Here is a 6,393-nt window from a genome sequence, read left to right as displayed (position 1 = left end):
CCTCCATCACCGGGCGCACGATGCCCATCGACCAGCTTTCCAGCGTCATGATCTGGAACAGCGAATAGGCCGAGGCGCCGAGCGTGCCGAACCACTCCGGGAAGGTCGCCGAGTAGAGCTTGGTGGCGATCACCGAGCCGATGTAGAAGATGATCCCCATCAGCAGGAAGACCGAGCCCATGCCGGGCAGCGCCGAGACGAAGCCCTCGACCACCCGGCGCAGGGTCGGCGCGACCGAAACCACGCGCAGCAGTCGCAGAATGCGCAGCGCGCGGAGCACCGCGAGCCCCTGCCCCGCCGGCACCAGCGCCACGCCGACGATGACGAGATCGAAGACGTTCCAGCCGGAGCGGAAGAACGACAGCCCGCGGGCGTAGAGCTTGGCGGCCAGTTCTGCCACGAAGATCGACAGGCAGATGGTGTCGAGCGCGACGATCAGCCAGCCGATCCGTGACATTACGGTGGCGGAGGTCTCGAGCCCGAGGATCACGGCGTTGAACAGGATGACCCCCATGATCGCGTATCGCGTCACGGGGCGGTCGAGGAACTCGGCAAGTCTCTGGCGCATCAGGCAAATGGCTCCGGTCTGGGGTCCGTAGCGATCTAGGGATCGCGACCCCGACAATCCAGTGCAGATGCTGCAATTGCACAAGGGGTTTTCGCGCCGGCTCGATTGGCCCTTGCGGGCCGCCTCGCGGCGGCAGCACCGCCAAGAGCGCGGAAAAGAAAACGCCCCGGCCGAAACCGGGGCGAGGCGTCTCTCACGAAAGAGACGAGGGAAACCGTGAGGGGCTTACCAGTCCTGCGGGCCGCGATCGGCGAAGGCATGGACGAGGAAGTCGATGAACGCCCGCACCTTGGGCTGGGTGAAGCGGCCCGGCGGATAGACCGCGTAGATGCCCTGGGTGTCGACCGGCAGATCCGGAATCGCATCCTCGACCAGCCCCTGTTTCATCGCATCGGCGTAGAGGTAGGAGGGCAGGTAGGCGATGCCGAGCCCGGCGATACAGGCGTTGAGCAGCGATTGCCCGTCATTGACCGAGAGCCAGCCTGCGGTGCGCACCTGGCGCTTCTCGCCCGACGGCGCGGTCACTTTCCAGACATTGCCGCTGGACTGGTTCGAGTAATGCAGCAGCTTGTGCTCGTTGAGATCGTCGATCCGCGACGGGCGGCCGAACTTTTCGAAATAGGCCGGCGAGGCGATCATCCGCTTGGTCGTCTCAGTCAGCTTGCGGGCGCGCAGGGTGCTGTCTTCCAGCTCACCGATACGCACGGCCATGTCGAAGCCTTCCGAGATCAGCTCGACGTAGCGATTGTTGAGCACCATGTTGACGGTGATGTCCGGAAACTCGGCGAGGAAATCGCCCAGCACCGGGCTGAGGTGATTGACGCCGAAATCGGTGGCGACGGAAATCCGCAGCAGCCCCGAGGGCGCCGATTGCATCGAGGTGACCAGCGCATCGGCCTCTCCGGCATCGTTCAGGACGCGGCGCGCGCGGTCGTAATAGGCCAGACCGATCTCGGTGGGCGAGACACGGCGCGTGGTGCGGTTCAGCAGGCGGGCGCCGAGGCGGGCCTCGAGCGACGAGACGTGTTTCGAGACCGCCGATTTCGAGATGCCCATCTTCTTGGCCGCATCGGTGAACCCACCTTGGTCCACGACGGTGGCGAAAGCCTCCATTTCGGTCAGACGATCCATAACCAGTCCTCACTCGTTCCTCGTTAAGCCAACGATATGACGTCGGATTGGGGCGCGATTTGGACATGGGCGGGACAATACCGGGGTTTCGTCGCGCTTTGTGTTGGGCTCGGAAACCCGTCAACCAAACCGCAAAAGGCCGCGCCCACGTCGCGGGCGCGGCCTCTGTCGTCGCTGATCAAATGCGGATCAGGCGGCTTTCAGGTTGTGCCGGCCTTCCTCGATCTCCTCGACGATCTTGGAGACGAAATCCTTCAGGTCGTCGGGGTTGCGGCTGGTGACGATGCCGCTGTCGCAGACCACCGGCGCGTCCATCACGCGGGCACCTGCGTTCGTCAGGTCGGTGCGGATCGACGGGTAGGCGGTCATCTCGCGGCCCGCGACGATACCCGCCTCGATCAGCACCCACGGGCCGTGACAGACTGCGGCGATGACCTTGCCCTGCTTGGCGAAGGCGCGGACCAGAGCAATCACGCTGTCCTCGACGCGCAGCAGGTCGGGGTTGATCTGGCCGCCTGGAATGACGAGCGCGTCATACTGGTGCGGGTCCGCGTCGGCAATCTTGAGATCCGCCTCGGCCTCGCGGCCCCAGTCTGTGCCCTCCCAGCCCTTGATCGCCTTGCCGTCGAGCGTGGCGACATGGACCTCGGCACCCTTGGCGCGGAGCTGGTCGCGGGGGAATTCGAGCTCGGACTGCTCGAAGCCGTGGGTGGCGATGATCAGGACCTTGGAATTGCTGATGCTGGGCATGTTCGCCTCCTTTCCAATCTGCGTTTGGAGGGAGAACGCGCATCCCCGGGGGAAGCGTTCCATCGCGGCGCTCAAGGACGATCACGGACGCGTGAGGTCGGGCACCGGGTCGAGGCCGGTCAGGAGGTCTGCGCGACGGGCCGGACGCTGCGGGCGCAGGGGCACGACAAGCGGTCGCCACGCCCGGATCTGGCGTGCCCCGTTGCGAGCGCCCCCAGCGAGGCGCCCGCCTGACCCGCTGCCTCCCCTGAAGCGCCGTGGCGTCTCTCAGAGGCCCGCCGCCAGCCGCACCCCCTGATCAATCGCCCGCTTGGCGTCGAGCTCGGCGGCCACGTCGGCGCCGCCGATCACGTGCACCTCCTGCCCCTCGATCGCATCCGCAAGCGCACGCAGGCTCTCCTGCCCGGCGCAGAGCACCACCGTGTCGCAGGCGATGAGCTCGGGCTTGCCGTCGCGCAGGATGTGCAGGCCCGCGTCGTCGATGCGCTCATAGCTCACGCCGGCCTTCATCTTCACGCCCTTCAGCATCAGCGCGGCGCGATGGATCCAGCCGGTCGTCTTGCCGAGACGCTTGCCGACCTTCTCCGACTTGCGCTGCAGCAGGACCACCTCGCGCTCGGCGGGCTCGGGCTGCGGCCCCTCGGGGGCGAGGCCCGAACGGGCCTTCTCGGGATCGGTCACGCCCCACTCGCGCAGCCACTCGGGCAGGTCGACCGTCCGGCTCTTGCCGGTGACGAGGAATTCCGAGACGTCGAAGCCGATGCCGCCGGCGCCCACCACCGCCACGCGCGGGCCGACCTCGGCGCCGCCGCGCAGCACGTCGACATAGCTCAGCACCTTGGGATGATCCTGCCCGGGGATCTTAGGGTCGCGCGGCAGCACGCCGGTGGCGACGACCACCGCGTCGAACCCCGCGAGCGTCTCTGCGTCGGCGCGGGTGCCGAGCTTCAGCGTCACGCCGGCCTCGGCCACCATCGCGGCGAACCAGTCGACCAGCCCGTCGAACTCTTCCTTGCCCGGCACCTTGCGGGCCATGTTGAGCTGGCCGCCGATCTCGTCCGCCTGCTCGAAGAGCGTCACAGCGTGACCGCGCTGCGCGGCGGTGATGGCGCAGGACAGCCCCGCAGGCCCCGCCCCCACCACCGCGATGCGGCGCGGGGTTTCGGCCTTGGCGATCACCAGCTCGGTCTCGTGCCCGGCGCGCGGATTGACGAGGCAGGACGAGATCTTGCCCTGGAAGGTGTGATCGAGGCAGGCCTGGTTGCAGGCGATGCAGGGCGCGATAAGATCGGCGCGCCCCGCCTCGGCCTTGGCGACAAACTCCGGATCGGCAAGGAAGGGACGGGCAAGGCTCACCATGTCGGCGCAGCCCTCTGCCAGCAGCTCTTCGGCGACCTGCGGCGTGTTGATGCGGTTCGAGGTGATGACCGGAATGCCCACCTTGCCCATGAGCTTTTTCGTCACCCAGGCAAAGCCCGCACGCGGCACCGAGGTGGCGATGGTCGGCACCCGCGCCTCGTGCCAGCCGATGCCGGTATTGAGGATGCTGGCCCCGGCCGCCTCGATCGCCTGCGCCAGCTGCACCACCTCCGCGTGGGTCGAGCCGTTGGGCACGAGATCGATCATCGACAGCCGGAAGATGACGATGAAATCCTCCCCCACCGCGGCGCGCACGCGCTTCATCACCTCGACCGGCAGGCGCATGCGGTTCTCGTAGGCGCCGCCCCAGCGGTCCTCGCGACGGTTGGTGTGGGTGACGAGGAACTGATTGAGGAAATAGCCCTCAGAGCCCATCACCTCGACCCCGTCATAGCCCGCCTCGCGGGCGCGGGCGGCGGCGGTGGCGATGTCGGCGATCTGCTTTTCGATTCCGGCCTCATCGAGCTCTTTCGGCGGGAAGGGCGAGATCGGCGACTTGATCGCCGAGGGCGCGACGCAATCCGGCCCGTAGGCGTAGCGCCCGGCGTGGAGGATCTGCATGGCGATCTTGCCGCCCTCTTCGTGGATCCGGTCGGTGACCATGCGGTGATGCGCGATGTCTTCCGCCGTAAAGAGCCCCGAGGCGCCGGGAAAGACGCCGCCCTCGGCGTTCGGCGCCATGCCGCCGGTGACGATCAGCCCGGCGCCGCCCTTGGCCCGCGCCGCGTAGAACGCGGCCACCCGGTTCCAGTCGCCGCGCTCTTCGAGATTGGTGTGCATCGAGCCCATCAGCACCCGGTTCTTCAGCGTGGTGAAGCCAAGGTCGAGCGGGCGCAGCATGTGGGGATAGCTGGTCATTGGCGGGTCCTCCTTGCGCGCGACCCTGCCAATGGCCCGTGCCGCTGTCAGTCGAAACGTCGCGTCAGAGCCGGCCTGCCATGGCGTCGGCGAACTCGGCCATGAGGGCCATGTAGGTCTCTTCCGGCGGGAAGCCGTCGAAGCGGTGCCGCGCCGGGGTCGAGACCCAGGGCAGCTTTTCGGCGCAGACCGTCTCGATGAAGGGCTCGCACCAAGACGGACGGTCGAGCATCACCGGACGGAGATTGACGAAATCGTCCATGCCGGTGATCCGGGTGAAGACCCAGGAGAGGCACTCGGCGCAGTGGAAATGGTTGCAGACCGGGCCCTTGATGCCGCCTTGGACCAGCCTGCCCGAGACCACGCGGAAGCCGTGCGCCGGCAGCATCGCGGTGAGGGAGAAGGCGCTGGCGCTCATCTTCTGGCAACCGCGGCAATGGCAGGCGGCGGTCATGATGGGCGCGGCAGCGACCTCGATCCGCAGCGCGCCGCAGCGGCAGCTTCCGGTGGCGGGCAGGTCGGGCATGGGGCGTCTCCTTCGGCGGGAAGTCAGGTCGCGGGCCGCTTGCGCGCCACGACGAAATGGTTGGGGAGCTTCGGAGGATAATCGCCGGTCTCGAGGATCTCGAAGCCGGCGGCGCGGATTGCCGCCTCGAGCCGGTCTGGCCGCAGGAAGCGGAAGGAAGGTGCCTTGCCGAGCGCCTGCAGCACCCGGACCACCGGCCGCAGGTACCACTTGCCCGCGACGCAGGGCGTCTTCGACAGGAACAACCCGCCCTCGCCCAGCGCCGCGTGGACCTGCGACAGGCCCCCCTCGAGATCGTCCAGCAGGTGGAGCAGGTTGAACGCCATCACCGCGTCATAGGGCCCCTCGGCCAGCGCCTCGCCGACGCTTGCGCAAAGCGTGCGCAGGTTCTGGGCCTCGCAACGCTCCTCGGCGATGCGGATCATCTCGGCAGAGTAGTCGCTGGCGGTGAAATGAGCGACCGTAGGGGCCAGCCGCTCGGCGGTAGAGCCGGTGCCGCAACCCAGCTCGAGCACCTGCATGTCGGGGCGCAGCCAGTGGCGCACCCGCTCGAGCGTCGCCTCGTAGGCCGCGTTGTCGCTCACCGGGCGCGCGGCGTAGCGCGCCGCGATCCTGTCCCAGAACGCGGCGCTCATGCGGTCGGCGGCGCGCCGTAGGCGTTGTCTCCGGGCTCGGAGGGTCGGGTCAGCCACCAGATCAGCAGGATGAAGATCACCAGCTGCACCACCCAGAGCACGATCACCCCGAGTCCGCCGACGATCAGCCCGGCCGAGGGCGCCTCACCCGCATCGAGGCCCATGCCGGTGGCCACCATCACGCCGCTCAGCAGCACGAACATCAGCGCCACCGAGATCAGGAAGGGCAGCAGGTAATACCAGCCGGGCCGGCCGGTATCGTGCAGCCGGCGGAAGCCAAGCCCCAGCGTCGGCAGCAGCACCGCAAGCTGGAACAGGCCGGACAGCATCCGCCGCCCCTCTCCGGTCTCGGGGTCGGTGCCGAAGATCGCCAGATCGACCATGCTCAGCACCGCCGCGCCCAGCACGACGAAAAGCATCCACCACCAATAGGCCGGGCGCGAGGCGCGGCCGCTGAAATTCACGTAGTTCGAAAAGCCGTTCTTGATGGCGCCGATGAAGCCCAT

General features: G+C 67.8%; 7 protein-coding genes. All 7 read right to left on the bottom strand.

The annotated features are described in order from the left end of the window. Positions 1-568: ion transporter (locus AC6RA4_RS05255; protein ID WP_500158091.1), on the bottom strand; the 568-nt coding region annotated here is incomplete at its 3' end. 225 nt (positions 569-793) lie between these two features. Further along, complete coding sequence (locus AC6RA4_RS05250; protein ID WP_500158089.1) at positions 794-1,699, bottom strand: LysR family transcriptional regulator; 906 nt, start codon at positions 1,697-1,699, stop codon at positions 794-796. A gap of 189 nt (positions 1,700-1,888) precedes the next feature. Then, on the bottom strand, positions 1,889-2,449 hold the full coding sequence (locus tag AC6RA4_RS05245) for a type 1 glutamine amidotransferase domain-containing protein (protein ID WP_500158087.1): 561 nt from the start codon (positions 2,447-2,449) through the stop codon (positions 1,889-1,891). A gap of 267 nt (positions 2,450-2,716) precedes the next feature. After that, a complete protein-coding gene (locus AC6RA4_RS05240; protein ID WP_500158085.1) occupies positions 2,717-4,726 on the bottom strand; it encodes an FAD-dependent oxidoreductase in 2,010 nt (669 codons plus the stop codon). A 64-nt stretch (positions 4,727-4,790) separates the two neighbouring features. Further along, positions 4,791-5,252, bottom strand: a complete 462-nt coding sequence (locus AC6RA4_RS05235) for a GFA family protein (protein WP_500158083.1) — start codon at positions 5,250-5,252, stop codon at positions 4,791-4,793. 23 nt (positions 5,253-5,275) lie between these two features. Beyond that, a complete protein-coding gene (locus tag AC6RA4_RS05230; protein ID WP_500158081.1) occupies positions 5,276-5,887 on the bottom strand; it encodes a class I SAM-dependent methyltransferase in 612 nt (203 codons plus the stop codon). Then, positions 5,884-6,393: a DUF805 domain-containing protein gene (locus tag AC6RA4_RS05225; RefSeq protein WP_500158079.1), complete on the bottom strand. Its 510-nt coding sequence runs from the start codon at positions 6,391-6,393 to the stop codon at positions 5,884-5,886. Before AC6RA4_RS05225 ends, AC6RA4_RS05230 begins: the two co-directional genes overlap by 4 nt.

It is taken from the genome of Salipiger sp. (assembly GCF_059781815.1).
Note: the sequence above shows the minus strand (reverse complement) of the source record. Positions and strands in the feature narration are given on the sequence as shown.

What these genes read in the sequence shown, in the direction of transcription:
- AC6RA4_RS05230 (WP_500158081.1), bottom strand. Translation starts at nt 5,887, where the DNA reads ATGAGCGCCGCGTTCTGGGACAGGATCGCGGCGCGCTACGCCGCGCGC.
- AC6RA4_RS05225 (WP_500158079.1), bottom strand. Translation starts at nt 6,393, where the DNA reads ATGGGCTTCATCGGCGCCATCAAGAACGGCTTTTCGAACTACGTGAAT.
- AC6RA4_RS05245 (WP_500158087.1), bottom strand. Translation starts at nt 2,449, where the DNA reads ATGCCCAGCATCAGCAATTCCAAGGTCCTGATCATCGCCACCCACGGC.
- AC6RA4_RS05250 (WP_500158089.1), bottom strand. Translation starts at nt 1,699, where the DNA reads ATGGATCGTCTGACCGAAATGGAGGCTTTCGCCACCGTCGTGGACCAA.
- AC6RA4_RS05235 (WP_500158083.1), bottom strand. Translation starts at nt 5,252, where the DNA reads ATGCCCGACCTGCCCGCCACCGGAAGCTGCCGCTGCGGCGCGCTGCGG.
- AC6RA4_RS05240 (WP_500158085.1), bottom strand. Translation starts at nt 4,726, where the DNA reads ATGACCAGCTATCCCCACATGCTGCGCCCGCTCGACCTTGGCTTCACC.